Origin of the sequence: Aerococcus mictus (assembly GCF_003286595.3) — a bacterium.
GTDB classification, from domain to species: Bacteria; Bacillota; Bacilli; order Lactobacillales; family Aerococcaceae; genus Aerococcus; species Aerococcus mictus.
On sequence record NZ_CP132985.1, the window covers coordinates 2,074,718 to 2,100,023 of the forward strand.

22 protein-coding genes are annotated in these 25,306 nt (G+C 46.6%); 9 read left to right on the forward strand and 13 right to left on the reverse strand.

Annotated elements, in window-relative coordinates; translation table 11 throughout:
• Positions 1-224: 224 nt before the first annotated feature.
• Complete coding sequence (gene rsmG, locus DBT49_RS09535; protein ID WP_013670093.1) at positions 225-944, reverse strand: 16S rRNA (guanine(527)-N(7))-methyltransferase RsmG; 720 nt, start codon at positions 942-944, stop codon at positions 225-227.
• A gap of 197 nt (positions 945-1,141) precedes the next feature.
• Here rsmG and DBT49_RS09540 point away from each other — a divergent pair, with 197 nt between their 5' ends.
• The 4 genes from DBT49_RS09540 (at position 1,142) to lrgB (ending at position 4,998) form a co-directional block, all read left to right on the forward strand.
• Complete coding sequence (locus tag DBT49_RS09540) at positions 1,142-2,923, forward strand: sensor histidine kinase (protein ID WP_013668523.1); 1,782 nt, start codon at positions 1,142-1,144, stop codon at positions 2,921-2,923.
• A 2-nt stretch (positions 2,924-2,925) separates the two neighbouring features.
• Complete coding sequence (locus DBT49_RS09545) at positions 2,926-3,657, forward strand: LytR/AlgR family response regulator transcription factor (RefSeq protein ID WP_013670080.1); 732 nt, start codon at positions 2,926-2,928, stop codon at positions 3,655-3,657.
• 155 nt (positions 3,658-3,812) lie between these two features.
• Positions 3,813-4,262 (forward strand): antiholin-like murein hydrolase modulator LrgA, encoded by a 450-nt coding sequence (gene lrgA, locus DBT49_RS09550; protein WP_013669073.1) that lies wholly within the window; start codon positions 3,813-3,815, stop codon positions 4,260-4,262.
• A 52-nt stretch (positions 4,263-4,314) separates the two neighbouring features.
• Positions 4,315-4,998, forward strand: a complete 684-nt coding sequence (gene lrgB / locus DBT49_RS09555; protein ID WP_013669843.1) for an antiholin-like protein LrgB — start codon at positions 4,315-4,317, stop codon at positions 4,996-4,998.
• 82 nt (positions 4,999-5,080) lie between these two features.
• Here lrgB and DBT49_RS09560 read toward each other — a convergent pair whose 3' ends face one another.
• The 4 genes from DBT49_RS09560 to DBT49_RS09575 form a co-directional block, all read right to left on the reverse strand.
• Entirely contained in the window at positions 5,081-6,235 is a 1,155-nt protein-coding gene (locus DBT49_RS09560) for an MFS transporter (protein WP_041706312.1), read from the reverse strand.
• Between the two features lie 120 nt (positions 6,236-6,355).
• Positions 6,356-7,366 (reverse strand): transglutaminase domain-containing protein, encoded by a 1,011-nt coding sequence (locus DBT49_RS09565; RefSeq protein ID WP_049776783.1) that lies wholly within the window; start codon positions 7,364-7,366, stop codon positions 6,356-6,358.
• 38 nt (positions 7,367-7,404) lie between these two features.
• Positions 7,405-7,611, reverse strand: coding sequence for a PspC domain-containing protein (locus DBT49_RS09570; protein ID WP_013669191.1), 207 nt, complete (start codon positions 7,609-7,611; stop codon positions 7,405-7,407).
• A gap of 324 nt (positions 7,612-7,935) precedes the next feature.
• Complete coding sequence (locus DBT49_RS09575; RefSeq protein WP_111872434.1) at positions 7,936-8,853, reverse strand: magnesium transporter CorA family protein; 918 nt, start codon at positions 8,851-8,853, stop codon at positions 7,936-7,938.
• A gap of 253 nt (positions 8,854-9,106) precedes the next feature.
• On the opposite strand from DBT49_RS09575, the gene DBT49_RS09580 reads away from it, so the two are divergent.
• Genes DBT49_RS09580 through DBT49_RS09595 form a run of 4 tightly spaced genes read left to right on the forward strand, consistent with a single transcriptional unit; the run spans position 9,107 to position 13,871 of the window.
• Positions 9,107-10,618: an ABC transporter substrate-binding protein gene (locus DBT49_RS09580; RefSeq protein WP_013669630.1), complete on the forward strand. Its 1,512-nt coding sequence runs from the start codon at positions 9,107-9,109 to the stop codon at positions 10,616-10,618.
• Positions 10,619-10,662: 44 nt separating this feature from the next.
• A complete protein-coding gene (locus DBT49_RS09585; protein ID WP_013668720.1) occupies positions 10,663-11,586 on the forward strand; it encodes an ABC transporter permease in 924 nt (307 codons plus the stop codon).
• Complete coding sequence (locus DBT49_RS09590; RefSeq protein ID WP_013669950.1) at positions 11,576-12,355, forward strand: ABC transporter permease; 780 nt, start codon at positions 11,576-11,578, stop codon at positions 12,353-12,355. The genes DBT49_RS09585 and DBT49_RS09590 overlap by 11 nt, the downstream gene beginning before the upstream one ends.
• 7 nt (positions 12,356-12,362) lie before the next feature.
• On the forward strand, positions 12,363-13,871 hold the full coding sequence (locus DBT49_RS09595) for an ABC transporter ATP-binding protein (protein WP_013669094.1): 1,509 nt from the start codon (positions 12,363-12,365) through the stop codon (positions 13,869-13,871).
• Positions 13,872-14,038: 167 nt separating this feature from the next.
• On the opposite strand, the gene mnmG is transcribed toward DBT49_RS09595, so the two are convergent.
• From mnmG to DBT49_RS09630, 7 genes are all read right to left on the reverse strand, one after another.
• Positions 14,039-15,973: a tRNA uridine-5-carboxymethylaminomethyl(34) synthesis enzyme MnmG gene (gene mnmG / locus DBT49_RS09600; protein WP_013668878.1), complete on the reverse strand. Its 1,935-nt coding sequence runs from the start codon at positions 15,971-15,973 to the stop codon at positions 14,039-14,041.
• A gap of 227 nt (positions 15,974-16,200) precedes the next feature.
• Positions 16,201-17,187: a helix-turn-helix domain-containing protein gene (locus tag DBT49_RS09605; protein ID WP_013669580.1), complete on the reverse strand. Its 987-nt coding sequence runs from the start codon at positions 17,185-17,187 to the stop codon at positions 16,201-16,203.
• A 423-nt stretch (positions 17,188-17,610) separates the two neighbouring features.
• The gene (gene mnmE / locus DBT49_RS09610) at positions 17,611-18,999 is read right to left on the reverse strand and encodes a tRNA uridine-5-carboxymethylaminomethyl(34) synthesis GTPase MnmE (RefSeq protein ID WP_111872433.1); all 1,389 of its coding nucleotides are present in this window, start codon (positions 18,997-18,999) and stop codon (positions 17,611-17,613) included.
• Between the two features lie 187 nt (positions 19,000-19,186).
• Complete coding sequence (locus DBT49_RS09615; protein ID WP_013669754.1) at positions 19,187-19,927, reverse strand: energy-coupling factor ABC transporter ATP-binding protein; 741 nt, start codon at positions 19,925-19,927, stop codon at positions 19,187-19,189.
• 81 nt (positions 19,928-20,008) lie between these two features.
• Complete coding sequence (gene cbiQ, locus DBT49_RS09620) at positions 20,009-20,686, reverse strand: cobalt ECF transporter T component CbiQ (protein WP_041706316.1); 678 nt, start codon at positions 20,684-20,686, stop codon at positions 20,009-20,011.
• Between the two features lie 89 nt (positions 20,687-20,775).
• Positions 20,776-21,063 carry an energy-coupling factor ABC transporter substrate-binding protein gene (locus tag DBT49_RS09625; RefSeq protein ID WP_013669736.1) on the reverse strand — a complete coding sequence of 96 codons (288 nt, stop codon included), beginning with the start codon at positions 21,061-21,063 and terminating at the stop codon, positions 20,776-20,778.
• On the reverse strand, positions 21,064-21,795 hold the full coding sequence (locus DBT49_RS09630; protein ID WP_013669558.1) for an energy-coupling factor ABC transporter permease: 732 nt from the start codon (positions 21,793-21,795) through the stop codon (positions 21,064-21,066).
• 434 nt (positions 21,796-22,229) lie between these two features.
• Between DBT49_RS09630 and DBT49_RS09635 the strand changes: the two genes are divergently transcribed.
• Positions 22,230-23,552: an HlyC/CorC family transporter gene (locus DBT49_RS09635; protein ID WP_013668483.1), complete on the forward strand. Its 1,323-nt coding sequence runs from the start codon at positions 22,230-22,232 to the stop codon at positions 23,550-23,552.
• 307 nt (positions 23,553-23,859) lie between these two features.
• On the opposite strand, the gene DBT49_RS09640 is transcribed toward DBT49_RS09635, so the two are convergent.
• The gene (locus tag DBT49_RS09640; protein ID WP_013669627.1) at positions 23,860-25,230 is read right to left on the reverse strand and encodes an FAD-dependent oxidoreductase; all 1,371 of its coding nucleotides are present in this window, start codon (positions 25,228-25,230) and stop codon (positions 23,860-23,862) included.
• Positions 25,231-25,306: the final 76 nt, after the last annotated feature.

The following is a 25,306-nucleotide window of genomic DNA, read 5'->3' on the forward strand; positions in this document are numbered from 1 at the left end:
TTAGGAAAAGGCATCATGATTCCAATCATTTCTGTTTTTTCACATTTATTTTAGCACGTTAACTAAATAAAAACTATTTAAAATTGAAAACGTTTTAAATAAGTTTATTTATTATTAATTATTGTTCGTAAACACAAAAAATCTGCTAAGACTTAAGTCATTCAATAAGTCTTAGCAGGTAGATAAGAAAGCTTCTATTAAAATTTGCTCTGGACACTTTTCTTCTATTGGATGGGTTTCTTATTGGGCAAACCGGCCTTACGGGGGTATTTATTAGGAGTTTCTTTACGCTTTTCAATGACTAGGAGATGGCGTTCGCCGGCTTGACCAGGGAGTTCTAAGGCCAAGTCTTGGCTAAACTTGCCCCCTAAAGTCGCAATGGCCTTCTTAGCATCAGCGATTTCTTCATCCGCCTTGGCTGCCTTCATGGCCACAAAAAGTCCGCCTTTTTTCACTAGGGGCAGGCAATACTCGCTTAAAACGCTCAAACGTGCGACTGCCCGGGCGGTGGCTAGGTCAAATTGCCCGCGGAAGGCCTTATTTTGACCAAAATCTTCCGCCCGGTCATGGTAGGCTGAAACGCCTGCTAGTCCCAGTTCTTCCGTCACAGTTTCAATAAATTTGATCCGCTTGTTCAAGCTGTCAACAATGCTGACCTGTAATTGAGGGAAGGCAATCTTGAGCGGGATGCTAGGAAAACCTGCTCCCGATCCCACGTCAACCAGCTTTTTACCCGTCAAATCGGTCTCCAAGCTAAAGGCCAGGGTCAGGGAATCATAAAAGTGTTTCAAATACACTTCATCGCGGTCGGTAATGGCGGTGAGGTTAATCTTTTCATTCCAGGAAACTAGCAGTTGGTAGTAGCTCTCAAATTGTTGCATTTGTAAATCGGTCAGGTCAATCCCCTGCTCAACCAGGGCTGCCTTAAATTCTTCTGGGTTCATGTCAAATCCTCCTTTGACTTTATCCCATTCATTATAGCATAGGCAAGCTCGGTCTAGAAATCATCGCCAACGAGTCATTTTTGTTCTTCAAACTAAGATAACTTACCCTCCTAAAAGAAAAAACTTGCGCTCAGCCTCTCCTCATCTGCTAAGCTATATGAGTAAAGTAAAATTGCACGTGGAAAGGAGCCCTTAACATGGGACTGACTTATCTGGGTGAACTTTTTATCCTAATGATGGAAAGGGTCGGTTTGATTGTTCTCTTAGCCGTCCTCTTAGTTCACTTCTCGTATTTCAAGAAATTACTGGTACAAAGAAATTCGCCCAAGCGGATGTTGTCTTTGATTATTTTGTTTGGCTTTTTTGCCATTCTCTCCAACTTAGTCGGGATTCAAATTACTTCAGAAGGCCTCAAGTATTCGGGCTTACTAACCCAGATCTCCCCCAATACCTCTATTGCCAACACCCGGTCCCTAGCCATTGGCGTGTCAGGATTTGTCGGTGGCCCCTGGGTGGGGAGTGCGGTTGGTCTGATCGCTGGGGTTCATCGTTTCTTCCAAGGGAATGGGTCCAACGCCTTTTATATGCTGTCTTCGCCCCTGATTGGTTTTCTGGCCGGTTACGCGGGCAAGAAATCTTCCTCCAGTAATGCCTACGCCCCCTTTATCAAGCCCATCAAAGGGTCCCTGGTGGCAGTGGGCTTAGAATGCATTCAACTCCTCTTTATCGGGATCTTCTCCCGGGAAGGTTGGCCCCTGGTCCAATTAATCGCCCTACCCATGATTCTCTTAAATAGTGTCGGAACCTTTATCTTCCTCTCAACCATTGTTAATACCCTGATCCAGGAAGAACAGGCCCGGGCTGTCCAAACCCACGACGTCCTCGCCCTGACCATGCAGACCCTCCCCTACTTGCGGTCGGGTCTGGAAGGACTCAAAGGCGAAAAAGCCCAAGAACTGGCGACCATGATCAAGGCCTCCACCAAGGTTTCAGCCGTCTCTTTGACCAACCAAAGTAAGATCTTAGCCCATGTCGGGGCCGGGATCGACCATCACTTTCCCAGCCACGATGTGATTACTGAACTCTCCCGGGAGGTTATTGAGTCGGGGCAGATGCGGATTGCCCACAGTAAGAGCGAAATTGGCTGTACCCACCCTGATTGTCCCCTAGAAGCGGCCATTGTGGTGCCCTTGAAGTCTAACCAGCAAGTCCTCGGTTCCATGAAGCTCTACTTCACTAACCCCAGCCAGCTCTCCTATGTGGAAGAACAACTCGCCCGGGGCCTAGGGGCAATTTTTTCCATGCAGCTGGAACTTGGGGAAGCCCAACTACAAAGTAAGTTGCTCCAAGATGCTGAGATTAAGTCCTTACAAGCCCAAGTCAACCCCCACTTTTTCTTTAATACCATTAATACAATCCTGGCGGTTATGCGCTTTGACCATGACCGGGCTCGGCAGTTACTGCTCCAATTGACCACTTATTTCCGCCACAACTTGCAAGCCAGCCGGCAAACCAAGATCCCAGCGGAAAAGGAATTGGAACACCTCTATGCCTACCTGTCCTTGAATGACGCCCGTTTCCCTGACCGCTACCACATTGAACTCGACATGCCCGAGGCCCTTAACCAATACCTCCTGCCGCCCCTCTGTATCCAAGTCCTGGTGGAAAATGCTATCCGCCACGCCTTTCCCGATAAGAAGGACAATAACACTGTGGTGATTGAGATCAAGAAGCTGGACGACCAGCTGGAAATTGTAGTTGCAGATAATGGTGTAGGAATTGAGGAAGGCCAACTCCAACGCCTGGGTAAGGAAAGTGTTGAATCCAAGGAAGGAACTGGGACAGCTTTAGAAAACCTAGCAAGGCGGATTGAGAACCTTTATGGCGACAAGGGCAGCTTTCAAGCCGCCAACCGCCCAACTGGTGGCGCTCGCTTTACCCTGACATTTCCCTTAGAATTAGCTAACAAGGAGGACTAAAGATGAAAGTTTTGATTGTTGATGACGAACAAATGGCGCGCCAAGAGCTGGCTTACTTGGTCAAGGAACACGACCAGGTTAGCCAGGTGAAAACCGCCGACAGCATTGACCAAGCCATCACCATGATGTTGGATGAGAAACCTGATATTCTCTTTCTAGACATCCACCTCGAGGGCGAAACCGGCTTTGACCTGGCAAAGAAACTCAAGGCCGTCCACAACCCACCCTATCTCATCTTTGCCACCGCCTATGACCAATACGCCCTAGAGGCCTTTGAAGCCAATGCCAATGACTATATCTTAAAACCCTTTGAAGAGTCTAAGATCCATGCGGCAATCGACAAATACTACCAAAGCCTGGAGCGGGCCAGTGGCCAAGTCGACCAAGACCAAGAAAGTAAGCGCCATGAGGCTATCCCTATCCAAAGTAATGACCGGGTCTACCTCCTTCGTCCAGAAGAAATCTTCCTGGTTTCGGTCCAAGGTCACACCCTCAGTATCGAAAGCTATGACAAGACCTATGAAATGGCGGGGAGTTTGAGTGCCATTGAGAAGAAATTACCCAAGGACCTCTTTTTAAGAACCCACCGCTCCTACCTAATTAATATCGACCAGATCCAAGAAATCCAACCCTGGTTCAACCAGACCTACCAAGTCACCTTGAGAAACGGCAGTAAGGTGCCTGTTTCTAGGTCCTATCTCAAAGATTTCAAAGACCGCCTGCCCATCGAATAAATGAGGCCCTGTATTTAATGTCCAGGGCCATGTAAGTTATGTTCCAATCCTCGCATCTTATGAATAAAACCGCTTCCATCCTTGTTATTAGGCTAAACTATGATTGTCAGATAAATGAAGAGTTAAAAAATAACAAACAAAGGGAGCGATTCATAATGGAAAAGAAACAAACAGAAAAACAAGAGGTTAAACAAGCGAACTTTCTAACTCAAGCGGGGATCTTCGCAGTGATTATGCTGATTTCAGGCTATCTCTCTAAACTATCCCCCATCCCCATGCCAGCTTCAGTGATTGGTCTAATCTTACTTTTCGCCAGTCTCTGCTTAGGCATTGTCAAACTGGAACAAGTGGAAAGCTTATCACAAAAATTGATTTCGATTCTTTCCTTCCTCTTCGTCCCCTCCGGAATTTCCTTAATGAATTCTCTTGGGATCATGGCCACATCCGGCGTACAAATTGTTTTCTTGGTCATCTTCTGGACCATCATGGCTATGGTATTCATCGGTTACATCGGTGAAGGCATTGAATGGGTACGTAAGAAAGTATCCAGCTCACAAGAAAGCAGCGAAAGTTCTTACTCATACAGTAACAATGTCAGCCACTAGGGCGCAGTTGTTCGATCAGTAAGCAGTCAAGAGAAGAAGGAGCGTTCATCACATGTCAGCTTATTTAGGAATTGTTATTTCATTTGTTGCCTTTGGGATTGGGACTTGGTTATACAACCGTTTTAACCATTTCTTCCTCTTCACCCCACTCTTTGTCGCTATGATTTTAGGAATCGGTTTCTTAGTCGTCACCGGAATTCCTTATGAAGCTTATCAACCCGGTGGAAAGGTGATCATGTTCTTCCTTGAACCAGCCACCATCGCCTTTGCCATCCCACTCTATAAGCAAAGAAAACTACTCGTTAAATATTGGAAACAAATCGCTATCATGCTTGTCGGCGGCATGGCCCTTTCCTTGGTATCTCTGGGTATCATGGCTAAGTTAATCCATATGGATAACTCTATTATTGCCGCCCTCTTACCTCAACCAGCCACCACCGCTATCGCCCTACCGATCGCAGAATCCTTAGGCGGTATCTCCTCCATCACTGCAGCAGCCGTGATCTTTAACGCCGTGATCGTTTCTGCAGTCGGTAAAGGCCTACTCGAATGGCTCCATATCGAAGATCCTGTTGCCCGTGGTCTCGCCTTAGGGACAGCCGGACACACCATCGGAGCAGCCGTTGGTTTAGAAATGGGTGAAACCGAAGGCGCGATGGCTTCCGTTGCCATGGTCGTAGTCAGTGTCTTGACCGTCTTCGTTGTCCCCATGATCGCACCACTCTTTGGTATCTAATCCCTACTTTAAAATACGCACCCTTCAAAAAATCACTCTAGAATGTGCTCTAGAGTGATTTTTTCATGTCTACAATGAGTCGTTATTCATAATATTGTCTAAAGACCGTCACCACCAGGGCAGCTCCCAAGAAGAGGATCATAGCCACAAGCAGGTTAGCACCTAGACCTAAACCTTGGTAGAAGGAAGCCCCCATGACACTGGCCCCCATAATGGAGAGGTCAAAGACCGTGGTTTGAATCGACATGGCCACGTCATGGCCCTTGTCCACTTGGCGAATCACCGAATTCTGTAAGAGCGAGGAAATCGGGCCAAAGCTCATCCCCCAAAGCACCATCGCCCCTAAGCCTAAAAGCGGATGGCCAGAAAGAGCCAGGAAGACAAACATGGCAAGCGCTCCCGCTAAGAGGGCCCCTTGCATTAAATGCTTCAAGTGACTGTCAATAAAGCGGGCGACAATCCAAACCGCTAGGAGGGCACCGACCCCAAAGAAGATTTGAGAACTTTGCAGGGCTAGCCCCAAGCGTTCACTAATCAATTGAATATAGACATAGACACTATATTCAGCCATCACCATCAAGAAGACTACTAAGATAGCTACTCGGAAACCCGGTTTCTTCAAGACATCAGTCGGTTTGACCCGGCTGTCACTTGCTTGTCCCGGAATCGAGGGAAGAAGCCGCCAAGCCAATAAGCCTAAGACAAGAAAGGCTAGTGCAGTAGCTAAAAAGGCGATCCGCCAGCCAGCGATTTGACCTAAACGCGTCCACAGGGGCAATCCAAGCGAAATCCCAATCGGTGACCCCGCCAGAGCAATGGTCCCGGCCTTACCGCGGTTTTCACTGGACACCATGTCCATAGCATAAGGGCCCAACATGGACCAAAATGTCCCGGCACTGGCCCCACCGATCAAACGTCCCATAAAGGCCAAGGGGAAGTTAGGGGCCAAGAAAACCAGGAAGTTCGACAAGGCAAAGCCGCAGGTTAACACGAGTAAGAGGGGCCGGCGGTTGAACTTGGTCACCACCTGGGTCATCGGAATCGCTAAGAGCCCAGCGGGTAAGGCATAGCCTCCCACCAAGTAAGACACCGTCCCATAATCAACTCCCAGGTCATCCCCCATTTGCACTAAGAGGCCGGAAGGTAATAATTCCGAAATAATAGCTAATAAAACTAGGCCCAGCATCACCATCAAGGGCAGCCAGGGCAAGCCTTGCTGTTCTGTATCTGTTTTCATCAATTCACAACCTTTCTCAATCTTTTCCAATAAAAAATCCTGCCGCCCGCATGCAGGATCTTAACAAAAAAGTAGGGCAAGAGCGTGCAAGAAAAGCCCTCTCTCGTCCCTAATAATCGCCTAACGTATCTTATCGTCAGCAAAGTGGGTGTCAGACAAGTCCACTAAGAAGTAATCGTAACGTTTAAACTCGGCTTGGGGATTATTGAGGTCCACGGGATCATCCCAAGTCGTATCGACCCCCAGCCACTGACCATTGACTTGGACCAAGTTCCAGGCGTGGTCGATGGGCTGGTTCTTATCGGCGTATTGATAGGCAATGCCGGTCCGGGCCAGTGACTTGACCCCACTCTCTTCACACATAATCTGGAAGAGACCAGCATAAGCCTGGCAAACCCCAGTGCCTTGGGAGAGGATGCAGGCCGGGGAATAAATCGAGACGCCTTGGACATCATTGCCCTCACCTAGGTGGTAGTGGGCCTTGTCAATAATGGCATCATGGATGAGACGAACCTTTTCATGGTCGCTCTTGCCCTGGATCTGACTGGCAAAGTTGCGGGCATAGTCACGGATAGCCTGGTCAGCAGCGGCGTCATGGTGGAAGCGGAAGGTCAATAAGACCTTCAACTTACTGGGACTGGCCTGGTAGGAATAGGCATTGGCATAGTCCAGGACAATCCCGTAATAAGTCCCATACAAGTCTTGGCGCAAACGCTCAAAGATGGCTGAGCCACTGGCTTGGGGAGCGGTCACGTCAACCACAAATTGATAGGTCCCCTGCTCTAATTGCCTTTGGACAATTGGCAGGAGGTCGGCATAATTAGCTTCCTTAACCTGGCCAGCCAGGGGGGCCTCTTTAAATTGCTGGATGACTTCCTGCTTAGACGGCGCTTGAGGCCGGCCCTTCTGCTGAGAAGTCTTCCCTGGCTGGTCCTTACTAGGAGCTGCCTGACTCTCTTCTTGAGAAGCCGATTCGACCGGCTTAGTTTCACTTTCTTCTATGACTTGATTAGTCACTTCTTCTTGATCAACCAGCTGGTCTTCTACCCAGTTGAGGGCTTGGTTATGGTCACAGCCCCACAAAAAAAGCAGCATGCTGAAAAACAGTCCGAAAACTTGTCTCTTTTTCATACATACCACCCCATTATAACTTAGTAAAACTGTAAGGCTTATTCTTGTGAGTCAGGCTCTTCAGGAATGATCAAGGCCATCAATAAGTACAGCCAAAAACCGACTGACCCTCCTAAGAAAAGGGCAACGAAGATGATGCGGAAGATAACGGGATCCACATTGAAATACTCTCCCAAACCACCACATACCCCTAAAAAGGTACGATCATACTTTTTACGATATAAACGTTTTCCATTAAAATCCATCCTTCTAGCTCCTTTCACTGGCTATTCCTGCCTTTTAGATACCTTTATTATACCCTAAACGTCAGCAATTCTCATGTCTAAACGCCAGTTGAGCCTAGCTTTTAAACTTTTTAATGAGTAAGCACTCAATTAAGGAGCTTTCCCTATTCTACCGTAAAAAGGCTTCAGATTCACGGTGCTTTTCCTTCCAGTGGTTCAGAGCTCTTTTGACTTTTGTCACACTCTCTTTCTCCCTTTAGCTCCAGTTGCTATAGCTGTTCGAAGCGTCAGCGAGTTACAGATATAGTATGCGTAGCGTTTCACTTTTTATCGTCAGCTCGCACTCTAATGCTTATCAAAGAACCGTTTTAAGATTCGGGACAGGATCCACCAGCCTAAGGCGGAGATGATTAGGGCGAAGACCCAGGAAAAGCGGCTTTGGACAAAGGGCAGATCCATATTCATCCCGTAAAAACCGGTCACAATGGTGGGCACGGTTAAAAGGATGGAGAGGACGGTCAAGATCCGCATGGTCTCATTCAAGTTATTGTTCAAGACGTTGTTATAGGTGTCGGAGAGGCGGTCGAGAATTTGCCAGGACAGCTCCGTCATTTCCACGAGCTGCTTGGCTTCAATGACGGCGTCGTCCAGCTCCTCAATATCAATCCCATCCAAGCGTTTAAAGAGCGAGGGTGAGCGGAATTGTTCCAAGAGAATTTCATTTTGCCGGGCCCCGGTACGGAAATAGGCAATCCCCGTTTCTAAGTCTGACAGGTTGAAGAGGTTCTTGCGAGTGGTTCGGGTCCGTAATTCCTTGGTTAAGAGGTTGCGCTCCCGGTCCATCTCCTCCACCAAAGGGAAGTATTCCTTAACAATTAAAAAAAGACTAGAGAAAAGAAACTTATAGAGCCCTTCATCCGAGTGGCGGTGGATATAATGCTTCATCAACTGAATAACATAATCATTATCCTCATGGGCAAAGGTTAAGAGGACATTGTTCCGAATGATGAGGGTCATCGGCAGGGTTTCATAATGATAGTTAACCTTCTTCTTATTAGCAATATTAAAAATAATCAGCAAGGTATCGGTATCATCATCGTACTCCAAGCGGGCCCGTTCATTCTTGTCGCTGGCATAGGCCAACATTTCTTCACTGATCCCGTAAGTATTCCCAATCTCGAGGAGGTCGTCTAAATCATCCACCGGTAAATTAATCCAGGTAAAGCGTTCGTCTGCTGGTCCATATTCCTTCACTTTAGCCATATTCTCACTTCTTTCCGCACTTTTTATATTCACTGCCTTACTATTGTAGCATTGACCCCAGTCGAAAGCTTCTATTATCGCTAATTCAAGAATCTTTCATTCTTTTTAAAGCGCTTTCATATTCCCTTGTTTTCTCCCGCTACATATAGTAAAATCGAAAAGGGAATTCCCTATATTTAGTTGGCTTACGTCTTGACAATGGAGATCATTAGGGAAAATAGCCCTCCATAACAATTATAGAAAGGGATAAGATATGAAGCGCCAATTTTTTAGATGCATAATCCTTTGTTCCAGTTTTCTGACCCTCTTCCTTAGCGGTTGCCAAGGCAGCTCGTCTGAGCAAAGTCAGGGTCAAAATAATACCGACACCTACCACGTCGGCCAAAGCCTAGTCGCCGGGGACCTCGATCCCTTGAATTCGAGTTGGTCCCTAGCCAGTCACGGAGTAGCTGAATATGTCTACCAACAAGATCCAGACGGTAATCTATTCTCCCGTTATATTGACCAGTTAGACCATGTGGATGCGAATACCTGGCAAGCTAGCAGTAAAAACGAAGCCAAGTTCGCTGATGGGAGCCTGGTGGATGCCCCAGCCCTGGCTGAATGCCTTAACGAAATCCAAGAAAAGAACCCCTTGTCCAATGCTACAGCCGGTAAGATCACTTTTACCGCTGACGATGATAGCCATCTCACCATCAAAACCGAACGCCCTACCCAAGTCATGGACTCAGTCTTAGGGGAATGGACCAATGTGGTTTATAAGCGCGACGGCGACCAAGTCATTTACTCTGGTCCTTACCAAGTGAAAAACCTGCAGTCCGAAGAAAAAGTGGAAATGGAACCCAACCCCCATTACCCAGACAGCGACCAAAGAAAAAATGTAACCATCACGGCATTTAACGATGAAGCGGCCATGAAGTCAGCTTTCCAATCCGAAGAGATGGATTTAATCGCTCCCATTTCTCCTAATTTAAAGGAACAATTAGACAAATCTGGTCACAAGACCCAGTCCTATGACGCTGGTTACCAATATTTCGCCTTGGTCAACATCCAAAAGCCACTCCTCCAAGAGGCTAAAATGCGCCAAGCCCTTGATTTAGCCCTCAACCGCGATGACTACCTCAAGGCCCTCAAAGGCGGACGGCTACCAAGCGGACTATTTGCGGACATCTATTCCTTCAATGCAGATGTCCCTCTCGAACAAGACACCGCTAAGGCAGAGGCCCTATTGGATGAATTAGGTTGGAAGAAAAATGACCAAGGCCAACGGGAAAAAGATGGCCAAGCCTTAGAACTTAAGGTGGCCACCCTTTCCTTCCGTGAAGACCTGGTAACCATTGGACAAATGTTGACTTCTCAACTCGAGCCTTTAGGTATCCAAGTCAAGGTAGAAGCTTTAGATAATGCGGAAGACATTAAGACCGGGTCGCCTTACGACCTCTTAATCTACAGCCAACACACCGCCCCTTCTGGAGAACCGAGTTACTTCCTCAATCAATTCTTTAGAAGCGACGGGTCCAACAACCGCTTCGATTATAGCAACCCAGAAGTGGACCAAGAACTCGACCAACTTGGTCAAGAATCCGACCCCGCTAAACGCGATGCGATTGCTCAATCCATCCAAGAAAAAATTATTAACGACCGTCCTATCCTTCGCCTAGTCGATCCTGAATGGCATGCTGGCATTGGTGCCGATCTCGGCGATTACCAGCTCTATTGCGGGGACTATTATATCGTTAATCCAAGTTTAGGGGTCAATAAGTAAGCAGACAATTACCAAGACGTAAGCCTTCAATAGAGGAGGACAGTATGAAATTAAAAACGCTCTATCAAGCACTCGGCTTCCTCTTTATCATGAGTCTCTTTGCCTTCTTCATCTCCCGACTTATTCCAGGCGACCCAGCAAGCTTGTACTTAGAATCTAAGCAGCTGGCCCAAAGCCCGGAAAATATCGCCTTAATCAATGAAGAATTTGGCTTAGACCGTTCACTCATGGTTCAGTATTTCCAGTGGATTAGTCACTTTATTCAAGGCGACTGGGGGACTTCCTTCTACTCCAGCCAGCCCATCCGTCAAGAAATCTTTAACCGCCTGCCGGCCTCCTTAATGGTCGGCTTAGGCGGGGTTTTATTAGCGATGCTAGGAAGCTTCTACTTAGGCTTCCTAGCATCGCTTCCTGGTTATGGCTTCTGGGATAAAGTAAGCCGAGCACTATCCCTAATCTCCCAGGCCATTCCCAGCTTTATTTTAATTATTATTTTTATCCAAATCACTAGTGTCCGCCTGCGCTGGTTTAAGTTCTATACTGAGGAGAGCCCCTTGGCCATTGTCTTTGCCGTCATAGTGGTCGCTTTCTACCAAATCGGGCCACTCTCACGCATTGTCTGCCGCCATTTCGAAGCCACTCAAAAGGAAAGCTATCTTAAAGCCCTCCTATTGCGGGGACTGCCTTTAAAGCAGGCCTTGGGTAAATACGCTTGGCAAGATGCCCTCTACGGACTCTTAGCCAGTTCGCTGGCACAAATGTCTTGGGTCATTGGCGGGACCGCTATTGTCGAATACTCCTTTGGCATTGCCGGCATCTCCAATTACCTGGTCACCAGTATGCAAAGGCGGGACTACTTAGTCATCCAAGCCTATATTATGGTGGTAGGCATTTGGATGCTTATCATCCGTTTAATCTTTCGCTGGTTGATGAATCGATTAAGAAAGGAGACTTCCTATGTCGCTTAAGCAGAAAATTGTCAGTGCCGTCCTGCTCCTAGCCATAGGACTATTCTTAGTCATCCCCTCACCCGATTATTTTCAAACCGATATGACCAATGTCCTAGCCCCCGTCTCTACCGACCACTGGCTAGGAACGGACCATCTCGGCCGCGATGTCTTAGCCCTCATGCAGGCAGGCACCATCCGTACCCTCATCGTTGTTGTAGTGGGCGGCTCCTTATCTTTAGTTTTAGGATCGACTCTAGGTATCCTGGCTGGTTACTACGGTGGCAGCTTAAAGAAGGCCATTCTCCTCGTCGCCCAATCACTTTTGATTTTACCCAGCTTTATCATGGCCCTAATCATTACTGCCCTCATCGGCCTCAGCCCACTCAGCGCCGGCCTTGTTCTTGGCATCGGAGCCATGGGAAATTATATCTTCCAAGTCGCTGCCCTGAGTGAAGAGTTAAAGGCCAGTGAATTTATCCTTAGTCTCAGAAAACTCGGTCTCTCTGATTTTCGCCTGATTAAGGACCATCTCGGTAAAAACTTACAGCCTTATATTCTTACCAATTTAGCTAACCGCCTGAGTGGCATGGTCTTATCCTACGCGGGACTTGCCTTTATCGGACTAGGCACGGACCTGGTCCAACCTGACTGGGGCACCTTACTCTACGACTACCGTCTCTATGTCTTTGAACGACCACTACTGGTATTAGCACCAACCTTAGCCATCTTTATTTTAGCGGTCCTCTTTCAAGCCCTCTTTGACCGTCAAGCCCTCTTGGAAAGGTGAGTAGATCATGAAACAAAGTCCACTATTAACCATCAACCAACTAAGTGTCGCTATCCAGGGCCAAAGCTATGTCAAGGACCTCTCCCTAAAAATCTACCCCGGACAACGCTTAGGCCTAGTGGGGCCTTCCGGTGCCGGTAAAAGCCTCACTGCCAAGGCAATCATGCACTTTATTCACCAAGGTGACCTTGAGATCCGTGGGGAAATTATTTATCAAGGGCTAGGGAACTTACTCGACTTACCCACAAAGGAAGCCCAAAAAATCCTGCCCCAAGAAATTGCCGTCATCCAGCAAGAGGCCTTGGATAGTCTCAATCCTCACTATACCATTGCCGCTCAGTTAGAGCTAATCATGGAGCAATTTCAAGCCGAAGTGCCCAAAGCAGACTATCCTAAAGTATTTCAACAGGTGCTAGAACAAGTGAATTTAAGCCAGACCGACCAGGTTTTAGCCGCCAAACCTGCCCAACTTTCTGGGGGAATGAAACAACGAGTGGTCATCGCCATGGCTCTCTTACAAAAGCCTAAATTAATCTTAGCCGACGAACCTACCACCGCCCTAGACCAGGCTAACCAAGTCAGCTTTGTTCGCTTGATCAAGGCCCTCAGTGAAAAGGAAGAAATCGCTGTCCTTTTTATCAGTCATAACTTAGAACTGGTCAGCCAACTCTGCTCGGATATTGTCATTATTGACCAGGGAAGAACGATTGAAAGTAATACCACCAAGGCTCTCTTTAACCACCCTAAAGCACCGACCACCAAGCGGCTGGTGCAAAGTGCGGACTACCGCAAGCAAGCCAGCCAAAATTTCCAAAGCCAGCTGCCTCAAGCTGCTCAACCGCTCTTACGGACTGAGCATTTAAGCCTGACTTATCCCGGGGCCCACAACCCGGTCCTCCAAGACGTCAATCTTGAACTCTATCCGGGAGAATTTGTCGGTTTAGTCGGCCCCTCAGGTTCGGGAAAATCTAGCCTAGCTAAATTAGTCACTGGGCTCTATCCGCCCAGCCAAGGTACAATCTACTTGAATGGTAAGGCCCTCGCCCCAGAGCAGCTCAGTGATTTTCAAGCCATTCAGATGATCTTTCAAAATCCCTACCAAGCCTTTGACCCCACTTATAAAATGCTTGTGAACCTTAGGGAACTGGAGAAGATTCCTTGGGTCAAAGCCCGTTATGCCTCACAAGCAGCTTTCTACGAGCGGATCAACCACCTGGCCCAGCACCTACATATCAGCGAGGACCTTATGGATAAATACCCCCGCCAACTCTCCGGCGGTCAGAGTCAACGTTTCGCCATTCTGCGCATTCTCTTGACCCAATGTCCTGTTATTGTGGCTGATGAAATCTTTTCCGCCTTAGATTATGACATTGCCTTAGAATTGGTTCAATTACTGAAAGACTTACGAGACAAGCAAAGTTTTACCTTACTCTTTATCTCCCACGACCTGGCCATGGTAAAAATCCTCTGCCAGCGTATTTATCAGATTGAAGACGGCAAAGTCATTGCCCAATAAAAAATACTCCTCCCAGGCGCTTAAAGTCCGCCTTGGGAGGAGTATTTTTATGTCCTTTTAGAAAATTTCAGTGTCTCTTAATCTCTTTTTGCGCTTGTCGCACTCTCTTTAAACCTGCTCCAGTCACAGGACGAACGTCCACTTCGCTAAAGGTCGACGCATTCTTTTCAAGAATTCTTTCTCCCTTTAGTTCCAGTGGTTTCGTCCTTTTTTGTGACTGTCGCACTCTCTAGGTAGACGGCTAGGATAGAGACGTCAGCGGGATTGACTCCAGATACTCGACTGGCTTGGGCCAGGGTCCTGGGTTCAATGGTTGATAAGCGGTCCTTTGCTTCAGTAGCAAGGCCTTCGATTTGACTGTAGTCAATATCTTCAGGTATCAACTTACCTTCCATTTTACGTAGGCGCTTGACTTGTTTTTGCGCCTTTTCAATATAACCAGCATACTTAATGGCAACAGCCACTTCTTCATAGACTTTATGGCCCAGGTCTTTATCGCCAGGGGCAAATTTTAAGATATCGTCAATCGAAAGTTCTGGTCGACGTAAGAGTTCAGAGGCCAAAATCCCGTCTTTCAAGCGGGAAGATCCTTTCGATTCGAGATAGGCTTGGAGGTCATCGCTTGGTTTCAAGCGTGTATGTTCCAAGCGGTCCAATTCCTCATTGACCGCAGCTTGGTGGGCCTTAAAGGCTTGGTAGCGGTCTTCAGTGACCAGGCCGATTTCATAGCCTTTCTCCGTCAGGCGCCAGTCAGCATTGTCGTGGCGGAGCAGGAGCCGGTATTCAGCCCGAGAAGTCAGTAGACGGTAAGGCTCGGTCGTCCCCTTGGTGACCAAGTCATCCACTAAGACACCAATGTAAGCTTCATCCCGACCGAGGATAAAGGCTTCCTTGCCTTGGATTTTTAACACGGCATTGATGCCCGCATAGAGTCCTTGACCGGCAGCTTCTTCATAACCCGAGGTCCCATTGGTCTGACCTGCGGTATAGAGGTTTTCAATGGCCTTGGTTTCAAAGGTAGCCTTCAATTGACTAGGCCGGACCACATCATACTCAATGGCATAACCATCACGGATGATTTGGGCCTTTTCCATCCCGGTAATGGAATGAACCATTTCGATTTGGACATCCTCTGGTAGGGAGGTAGACAAGCCTTGCAGGTAGATTTCCTCATTATCCCGGCCTTCTGGTTCCAAGAAAAGTTGATGCTTAGGCTTATCAGCGAAGCGGACAATCTTGTCTTCAATAGAAGGACAGTAGCGCGCCCCGACTCCTTCTACAATCCCAGTAAACATAGGCGCCCGGTCCAAATTAGCCCGAATCAATTCATGGGTTTTGGCATTGGTAAAGGTGAGATGGCAGGGCACTTGTTCAGAAACGGGAATATAATTCTCGTCAGGAGTCATAAAGGAAAAATGGTTAGGTTCTGCGCTACCGGGTTGGATTTCCATCTTAGAGAAGTCGACGGTCTTCTTATCCACCCGAGGCGGGGTTCCTGTCTTAAAGCGGGTAATATCGAAACCATATTTTTCGGCTAAATTTTTGGTTAAATTGAGAGCGGGTTGGGAGTTATTAGGCCCGGCGGAATACTTTAATTCACCGATAATAATTTCGCCCCGAGCACTGGTCCCCATAGTCAAAATGGTAGCTTTAGACCGGTAGAGAGCCCCGGTTTGAGTAATGACACCCCGGCAGACCCCATCTTCTACCACCAGGTCATCAACAATTCCTTGGCGGAGGGTCAAGCCTTCCTGTCTTTCCACCGTCCGGCGCATTTCCCGGGCATAAGCTTCCTTATCGGCTTGGGCCCGCAAAGCGCGAACAGCCGGCCCCTTCCCGGTATTGAGCATCCGCATTTGGATATAGGTCTTATCAATATTCTTACCCATTTCGCCACCCAAGGCGTCAATCTCTCTCACCACGACCCCCTTGGCGGGTCCACCAATCGAGGGGTTACATGGCATAAAGGCCACCATATTAATATCAATAGTGACCAGTAAGGTTTCCATTCCCATCCGGGCACTGGCTAGGGCCGCTTCACAACCTGCATGTCCAGCACCAACCACAATGACATCAAAGCTTCCCGCTTCAAAAGTCTTCATTCATCCTCTTCCTTCCTAAATCAAGTCGTTCTTGCTTCTCTTATGCTAGTGGTATCCATTTCCTTTAACCAGGCAGTCGTCACTCGATAAGCACTAAAAAAGTGTCCACTCCGCCCCTTAAATCGAGACGGAAAGACACTTTGACTGTCTAGCTATTTAATTTCCTGACAGATTATAACAGGAAAAGCAAGGTTTGTAAAATAGGGAAATTAGGAATTAAGGCTTATTTAATCTTTCAAAACTACTTTCAGCAGATTTTCTAGGACTGCACTGAGGAGTCCCGCGACTGGGAAGATGATCCAGGACCGACCCCAGTCATGGGTCCAAAAACTATAGCCCAGGTAGATGGCCAGGACCAAGGGCCAGTAAATTTCCATATAACGATCAATTTGATCGTCCAGCTCCCGGTCGCCACGTTCGCCTAGCAAGTCTTCATCTTGTAAGAGGTAGCGGAAAGTGTTTCTGCGGCTGATTACCTTGACGAGTTGATAGACGCCCAAAGCAACAAGGACAAGGGTCAAAGTGAAGCCCAGAGCCAGAGAGGTATTTTCTTCACTAATCGACCCCCATAGGAGCGGGATCCCCGACAAGATACAAAAGGAGATCCCTAAAACTAAGCCCCGCTGGTAGGAGGCTTGGTAGCGTTTGAGCCCTTCACTGGCCAAGCCACTGACCCCATAAGCTGGGGTAAATTGTCCCTCACAAATGAATTGGTAGGCTTTTAAGTCTTGGCTATTCTTTACAAACAGGGCGACGGCAATGGCTACAATAGCCAAGGTCAAGGAGATCCCGAGAATCGATATTTGACCCTGGACATGAAACCAACCCTGGCCTTCACTTAATATCCCCAAAACCGTGATCGGGACCCCAGCTAGGATACAGAGGAAAGCACCCAAAGCTAACCTATGGGCCCCTTTCAAGCGAGCAGCGATAAAAGCATTGGCTTCTTCAATCGATAGTTTGGGGAGGCCAGCCTCTAAGGGACCCTCATCACCCGCACTATAGTCTACTTGGTCTAATTCATCTTTAATCAGATAATCGGTGGTCACTCCAAAAATTCGGGCAAGGTCTAATATTTTCTCTAAATCGGGAATAGCTTCGGCCCGCTCCCATTTAGAAATCGATTGCCGGGAAACATTTAATTGTTGGGCCAGTTCTTCTTGGGACCAGCCTGCCTGTTTCCTCAAATGTAAAATCTTGTCGGCTAAAATCATGCCAACCACTTCCTTTCAATGAAAGTTCATTATTTTTTTATTGAAAGCGGTCGACGCCTACCCCTTTCTTTGTCTTAATTATAGGTGATTTATCTAAGGGCAGCTAGCACCAGTCCAGATCATTGGCGCAACTGGGGGTTGCAAAGCTGTCAAATCAAGCTTTTGAACTTGGATGAGAGTGAAAATGTTAAATGAAAAATTTTCTCTTTTGAATGTACTTATTCAAAAGCATGACGGCAGTTGGAGATAGCTTCAGCCATTAAAAAAGCCCCTTTTTTAAATACGAATTCTCTAATCAAAACGTGTTCCAAGCGCAGAGCAAGCGTCCTCTTCACAAAAAGGCGACGAATTCTCTACGCAAATTCTTTCGCCTTTTTGCTCCAGAGGTCTTGGTCTTTGGTGCGCTTGTCACACTCTCATAGACTATTTCCCTAAACAGAATTGACTAAAGAGTTTAGTAATCAATTCATCAGGGGCATTTTCTCCGGTAATTTCGCCGAGAAATTCAAAGGCCCGGTTAAAGTCGATTTGGATTAAATCAACGGGCGTGCCCAGACTAATGGCTTCCTTGGCTTCAGCAATGGCTTGGCTGGCTTTTTGGAGGAGGTCAATGTGGCGGGTGTTGGATACATAAGTAGCATCCCGGTCGCCGGTTTGGCCCGAGAAGAAGAGCTGAGAAATTCTTTCTTCCAAGTCATCCACCCCTTGGTCTTGAGTAATCGAGGTTTTGATGATCTCTTCCTTATCAGCATAGTCGGCCAGGTCGTCAAGGCTTAAAGCCGGGTCGAGATCAGTCTTATTCAAGAGAATAATCCGATTGGAGTCCTTAGTCATGGTTAAGAGTTCCCGGTCCATCGCCTGTAAGGGTTCACTTTGGTTGAGGATTAAGAGCACCAGGTCAGCTTCTTCCATGGCCTTACGACTCCGTTCTACCCCAATCTTTTCGACGACATCTTCGGTATCGCGAATCCCAGCCGTATCGACTAATTTCAGTGGCACGCCCCGTAAGTTGACATATTCTTCAATCGTATCGCGGGTAGTCCCTTCAATATCGGTCACAATGGCCTTGTCTTCACGTAAGAGATGGTTCAAGAGGCTGGATTTCCCCACATTGGGCCGGCCAATAATAGCCGTTTCAATCCCATCACGAAGAATCTTGCCTTGCTTAGCCGTCGTGAGTAACCTTTGTAATTCGGCTTGGATAGTATCAGCGGTTTGGTCTAAAAGTTCCAGAGTCATCTCTTCTTCTTCGTATTCCGGATAGTCAATGTTGACCTCCACTTGGACCATGGCGTCCGAAATCCGATTCCGTAGAGTAGAGATTTTAGTGGATAATTTCCCATCTAATTGTTTCATGGCTTGGTCCATGGACCGGTCCGTTTTCGACCGGATCATGTCTTGGACCGCTTCGGCTTGGGTCAAGTCAATTCGGCCATTGAGAAAGGCCCGCTTGGTAAATTCCCCCGGCTCCGCCATCCGCGCCCCTTCCCTCAGAACCAATTGCAAGATTCGGTCAGTGGCCACCATACCCCCGTGGCAGTTAATTTCGACAATGTCTTCGCGGGTATAGGTCTTAGGCGCGCGCAAAACAGTGACCATGACCTCATCCAATTCTTGTTCGCTTTGCGGATCAACAATGTGGCCATAATGAATAGTATGGGAATCCTGGTTGGCCAGTTGCTTGGTCCCCATTTGGTAGACGGTATCGGCAATGGCTAGAGCTTGGTCGCCTGACAAGCGCACAATCCCAATCGCGCCTTCCCCCGGTGCCGTTGAAATCGCAGCAATGGTATCAAAACCTTCAGTAAACATAAAATTACCCCTCTTCACAAGTCCTTAAACTCAATAAAAAAGTGCCTTTTCTGCCCAGTTTATCCTGCAGAAACGACACTTTGACTGTCTTAATGATTTATTTTCTTAGTAACTACACCAGCATTATAAGGGCTAGGGGCCTAAATGTAAACTGTTAGCATCCAATTTCTGAGTCCAATAACCAGCTTTACTCGTCGAGGAGTCGGACTTGCCAGGGGAGTTCTAGGCCAATACTTTCCATAAAGGCCTGGGACTTAAAGACCGCCTCACTATCCCCTTGGGCCACAATGCCCTTATCAGCGATGGCCAAATATTGGTCACAGAGCTGGTAGAGAAAGGCCATGTCATGGCTTGAGATCAAGAAACGATGGCCCTGTTTGACCAAGTCTTGGATGATTTTAGTCAGGTCTTTCACCCCAGCCGGGTCTAGCCCCACAGTGGGTTCATCCAAGAGGATCATAGCGGGCTGGATCACTAAAATTCCCGCCAAAGCCACCCGCTTCTTTTGCCCATAGGAAAGAGTTTGAATCGGGCGGCTAGCCAAGTGATCGATCGCCAGGGCCTTGAGGGCACTCGCCACCCGGTCTTTTATTTCAGCCGGGTCGCGCTTTAAATTATGGAGGGCAAAGGCCACATCGTCTTGAACCGTGGGGTAAAAGAGCTGTTGGTTGGGGTCTTGAAAGACCATATTGACCGCTTGGCGAAGTTGGTAGAGGGCCTTCTTCTTATAGGAGAGGGGTTGGCCTTGGAAGAGCACCATCCCTTTCTCCACCGGAATCAGACCAGTTAAAATCCGCATCAGGGTGGTCTTTCCGGTCCCATTGGCCCCCATCAGACCGATCACCTGGCCCTTGGAAAAATCATAAGAAATATCTTCAAATACGGTATGCCCTTGGTAGGCAAAAGATAGGTGTTTGACACTTAACATCATTTCATCCTCACTTATTATTTTGTAAGCCTACAAATCCTTATACCCTAGCCATTTCTAGCCCCATTTTTGTACATTAAACTAATCCAGGTAAAATTCATCCTGGTAGAGTTTCAAATCTAAGGTGTCAGTCATTTCCGTAAAGCGATACAATGACCGCTCGAAAACTACCTTAGCCAGTAAGGCCAGGGAATGAATAGACACTCTAGGGTGGGAGTAGCCATAGCGCAAGTTTTGGGCCTGGTAGACCACCACCACATCGTCTAAGAGGACAAAGATAAAACGGTACATCAAGAGGACCAATTCAATCACCACATAAGGGATGTGGGCTTGCTTCATCAATTGTAAGATCTGCTTTAGTGGCGTAGTCAGGGTAAATAAAAAAGTCACCGTGATCGCTGTCAAAGCCCTAATAATTAGGGTCAAGGTATAGGAAAACTGACCACTTAACAGCCCCAGGTAATAATCTCCCAGTGATAAGGACCAGGAAAAAAGAGCGGGCTCTTGGCTAACAGACACCAACAAGGCCAGGCTAGAAAAGGCCAAAAACAGAACCGGACCAATATATAAATTCAGGTAGGTCCTTAGCCTAATAGGCACCAGATAGAGGGTAAGAGTCATGATCAGGAGGGTATAGACCACTTCTAAGCTATTCCACCCCGAAAAGGCCACTAGAATCCCCAAGAGCCAAAAAGCAAACTTAAACTTGCCGGACTTCTTAGCCCACTTGGATTGATAGGTATAACGATCAATCCCCATAACATCACACCTTTTCACTAATCATTTGCTTTTTAAAAGAAGCTGAGCACAGAACCTCAGCTTCTTTATTGAGAATACACTTAACTGGTTTATCTCTTACCTTGGTCTAGGCCTTTATTCTTGCCTAAATAGTATCCAACGATCCCACAAATAATCCCGGTCCCAATGCTTCCTTGTAAGGTAAAGAGTAAACTTTCAATTTCACCGGAAGCAGGTTCAAAGATGGGTTCAAACCAAGGAGTATAGGATTCGTCTAATTCCCCAATCAATTCTTCAGCCCCACCATCGGAACCTTCGTATTCACCATCAATGGTAAACAAGGGGATAAACATAATTAATAGGGCTAATAAGATGAGTAATAAATTTTTCTTTTTCATCTATTTCTTCACCTCTTTCAAGACGGTGTCGTTAATCATATTCACCATTACCACGGAAAGTAGCCCTTCAACAATAGCTAGAGGAATTTGGGTAATCATAAAGACGCCCATAAATTTCATAGCTGCTGCAAAGACCCCTAAGGCAGGATCAGGGTGAGCCAAAGCCAATTGGAAGGAGGTGGTCATATAGGTGGCCAAGTCAGCTAAGGCTGCACAGAGGAAAATATTGACACTACTTGGAAGGTTGATTTTTTCGCCTAAACGGTAAACGGCGTAACCAACAAATGGTCCTACAACCGCCATCGAGAAAGCATTGGCACCCAGTGTGGTTAAACCACCGTGAGCTAGGAAGAGGGCTTGGAATAAGAGACAGATAGTCCCTAAAACGCTAATCACCCCAGGTCCAAATAAATAGGTCCCCACACCGACACCCGTAGGATGGGAGGTTGACCCAGTCACGGATGGAATTTTCAAGGAAGATAGGATAAAGATAAAGGCACCACTGAGGGCTAATAAGACCTTATTTTTACTATCTTTTTTGACGCTTTCCTTAATTTGGTAAACCCCGTAGCAGAAGAAGGGAATGAAAATCGCAAACCAAATGATTACCCATTTCAGTGGCAAGTAACCCTCCATAATGTGCATGGCGTGGGCAGGTTCAGAAAAGGCCACTAATAAAAACAAGAAAGCCGCTAGAAATAACTTTAGGGCTTGACTTTTAGATAAATGCATTAAAAATTTCTCCTTTTTGATACACTAAAATGCCTAACAATAACAACCCCCATGGGAAAAAAGGTCAGAAATAAGCGGACTAGTCGCAAAAGCCTTGACCCCCAAGTCCTTGTGAAAGCTGCTGGTCATCATCCCAGCAATAGTCACTCATGAAACTAGTCCTGAACTTATTTTCTTTACTCAATGTGGCTCGGCGAAGTCACTGCCTTACCCAAGATCTTGTAGCTACGCGAAGATTATACCCCAGATCTAGTCGGCTTGCAATGTTTTTCACAAGATTAGAAGAATTCTAAAGACAAATAAACTTTATATTCTATTAAAATAAAGCAAGCTCCTAACCGGTTCAATTTTTAGAATTTTTCTAGGCTATCAATAGGACTAGCCCAGGCTTTGTGCTATGATAGTAGTAATAAAATTTAGGAGGAATTTCATCTATGGATGACAGTTTTCTTGTCAGCATAATCATCTTTTTAGTCTGTGTAATCTTATCGGCCTACTTTTCATCATCGGAAACGGCCTTCACCTCAGCGTCTTCGATTCGTTTACAGAATGAAGCCGAATTGGGTGACGACCGCGCTAAACAAGCCCTAGACTTACAAAATCAATTTGATTCCTTATTATCGACGATTTTAATCGGTAATAACTTCGTTAATATTGCCGCTTCTTCCATTGCGACAGTGATCTTTATGGAGTTGATTCCTGAATATGGCGCCACCATTGCCACGGTCTTTACCACAGTGACCCTCTTGCTCTTCTCAGAAATCACCCCCAAACTGATCGCCAAGATTGTTCCTGAACCCTTTGCCAAGTTCTCCACCCCCTACCTACGGGCTATCATGTGGCTCTTCAAACCCCTAGTCTGGTTAGTTAACCAATGGCAAAAAATGGTCCAACACTTCTTTCCCTTGGAGGCCCAAGAAGGTATTAGTGAAGAAGAATTGCTGTCCATGGTGGATGAAGCCCGGGTCGGCGGCAGCATTGAGCACGATGAACAACGCTTAGTCAAGGCCGCCATCCGCTTCGATGACCGGGAAGTCTCCGCCATCATTACCCCGCGGATCGATGTTGAAGCCATCGATGTTTCGGACAGTGACCAAGAAATTGAAGCCATCTTTGAAAACCAACCCTATTCCCGGCTCTTAGTCTATGAAGAAGACATCGACAATGTCCTCGGTGTCCTCCACGAACGCGACTTCAACCGCTATTTGCGGGAAAAATTCAAACATCCCGAGAAGAAGATTCTCTTAAACAGTCTCCTACTGGATACCTTCTCCATCCCACAAAATATGAAACTCGCCACCCTCTTGCGGCAAATGCAAGCCAAACAAATCCATATGGCCGTTGTCCGTGATGAACACGGGGGCATGATTGGGATCGTTACCATGGAAGATGTCTTAGAGGAATTAGTGGGGGAAATCTGGGACGAAGACGATGTGGTCACCCAAGATATCGAAGTTTTGGAAGAAGGCCAACACTATATCTTCAGCGGAGGCTGCGCGATTGAAAAGAGCCAACCCCTCCTCCAACTTCCCCTCAAGGAAGCCAACCTCTACCACACTATCAACGGCTTTGCCACCCATTATCTTGGTAAGCTACCTGAACTCGGCGACCATTTTGCCGTTGGCGCCTGGGTCTTTGAAGTGGTTGAAGAGGACAAGCAAAGAGTCGGCAAGTTAGATGCCCAACGCCTCCCCGAAGATGAGATCGTCGGCCAAGCCGCTCAGTATGAAGAAAGTGACCATGACAAAGAAGAATAATTAAGAGATTTGTTAGTTTCTTCCCAGTTTGTTCACAAGTTCTTCACAATTATGGCTTAATATAAAACCGTAGTAAATAGATACATTATTTCTATCTTTCTCCTCCCATTATAGAAAGAGTAGAAGAAAAGACGCCTGAGCGCGTCTTTTTTATTACCTAAAATCAAAAAGAGCTAGTTCGTTGCCCAAGACTCAAGATAACTTCTTTATCTAGTTAGCTACTGTCAAAATAAAGCCCGCCCAAGGACTGTTGATCAATCTCTGGGCGGGTCTTATTGAAGGAGTTTTTTAAATCATTTTACTGCAATTACATAAATAACATTTTATCGGATCCGTAGGTACGTCCTAAAGCTTGCATTGCTAAGACGTTAATTGGATGCCATGGGCCATCAAATTCTGGTTGGAAGAAGAAGTCTTGGGCTTCAAGTTCTTCTAAAGTCATCTTATGATCAATGACAACTGACATAATGTTACCTAATTCGCCAACACTGCCTTTTGACATGAATTGGGCACCAAGCACAACATGAGATTCTTTGTCAAAGTTGATTTGCATGTAGACGGTGTTATTGTCGTCATTTAATTCAGTAAAGAAAGTTGGGCGTAAGCGGGCGGTGACATACTTACTGTCCACTTCACCATCATACCAGTCAGCGTTGGAATCTTTGATCCCTGAAGTAGAGAATTCATAGTCGAATAAGTGTAGGCCAGAAGTCCCTGAGACTGGACGGATGGTTGCTTCTTCACCTAAAGCATTTTTAGCTGCGACAATACCTTGGCGACGAGCGGTAGAAGCTAAAGCATAGGAAACTTTCTTACCTGTTGGGCTAAATGGTACTAGGGTAGCATCCCCAGCAGCGTAAACGTCTTTTACTGAAGTTTCATGTTTTTCATTGACTTCAATAAATCCTTTTTGGTCCATATCAACTAAACCTTCTAACCATTTGGTATTAGGTTTAATACCGATAGAAACAATCACGGTGTCAGCTTCATATGTATTCTTGTCAGTAACGACTGCACTGACTTTACCATCCTTAGTTTCGAAGGATTGAACCCCTTCACCACCATGGAAAGTTAAACCGTGAGATTCAGCATTCTTGGTTAAGATATCAGTAAATTCTTCATCTAAGTAGGTGGGTAAGATGCGGTCTTGGAAGTCAATGACTGTGGTGTCAATTCCTGCTAGGGCGTAAGCTTCAGCTGCTTCAATCCCAATGTAACCACCACCGACAACAACGACTCTCTTAGCGTCTTCCATACGGTCATGAACTTTTTGTGCCCAGTCACGACCACGGAGATAAAAGACATTTTCAGCGTCAACGCCGTCAACAGGTAGAGGGGTTGGGATGGCACCAGGGGAGAGGATTAACTTGTCATAGTCATCGGTCCGTTCACCTTCTGGGGTTTTAACGGTAACCGTCTTAGCGTCGCCATCAAAGGAAACGACTTCGGTATTGACCATAATATTTATGCCTTGTTCCTTATATGAAGCCTCATTAGCGTAATGTAAGTCATCTAAAGATTCAGATTCGCCTTCTAAGTAGGATTGAATCCCACAGGATAGGAAGGAAGCGGTTGAACCTGCTTCATATAAATTAATTTCTGCATCTGGTTGCGCCTCAAGAATCGTTTGAGCGGCTTCATAACCAGCATGCGATGTACCAACAATAGCGTATTTCATTGATATACCTCCATTTATTTTTTTCTTTCATTAATTGTCAAAAATTAATAAACTAAAATTCCATAAAATCATGAGA